The sequence below is a fragment of the Streptococcus suis genome (assembly GCF_002960425.1).
Lineage (GTDB): Bacteria > Bacillota > Bacilli > Lactobacillales > Streptococcaceae > Streptococcus > Streptococcus suis_S.
The window spans coordinates 1-624 of record NZ_POIZ01000074.1 but is presented as its reverse complement, the minus strand read 5'-3'; the positions used below and the strand labels follow the sequence as shown (position 1 = coordinate 624).

The window sequence follows — 624 nt, the reverse complement described above, 5'->3', positions numbered from 1 at the left end:
CACTTGCATGTATTAGGCACGCCGCCAGCGTTCGTCCTGAGCCAGGATCAAACTCTCATAAAAAGTTTTGATTCAAACTCAAGCTATTGCTAGCTTTCCGTTTTATTGTTTTTTTTCGTTATTGACGATTTATCCTAGATAAATCACCCTGCACGTTTGGTTCGTCTTCTTTAATTTTCAAAGGTCTTGTTTGTCGCCGCTCTCTCACGACAACTATCTTAGTTTATCATTTCTTCAACTGCTTGTCAACACTTTTTTGAAACTTTTTTCGTTTCTTTTTTCAGTGTTGTGTCTCAGATTTGACAACTCAATTATTCTATCATCTTCAATCAACCTTGTCAACACTTTTTTGAAATCTTTTTTTCATTTCTTTCTGTCAACGCGGTCTCAAAAGACAACTCAGTTATTCTAATAGTAAAATGAAACAAAACCAGTACATTTATGATTTTATGTATTTATGGCATATTCATTAGATTTTCGTAAAAAAGTTCTCACATACTGTGAGAAAACGGGCAGTATCACCGAAGCATCTGCTATTTTCCAAATTTCACGCAACACCATCTATCAATGGTTAAAATTAAAAGAGAAAACCGGCGAGCTTCGTCACCAAGTAAAAGGAACCAA

1 protein-coding gene and 1 rRNA gene are annotated in these 624 nt (G+C 35.3%); one reads left to right on the top strand and one right to left on the bottom strand.

The genetic code is table 11. From position 1 onward, the window contains the following. Positions 1-63, bottom strand: a 16S ribosomal RNA gene (locus C1G57_RS11285); the annotation flags it as partial. Between the two features lie 394 nt (positions 64-457). On the opposite strand from C1G57_RS11285, the gene C1G57_RS09145 reads away from it, so the two are divergent. After that, positions 458-624 (top strand): IS630 transposase-related protein (locus C1G57_RS09145; protein ID WP_153045625.1); only part of this gene is annotated, 167 nt, incomplete at its 3' end.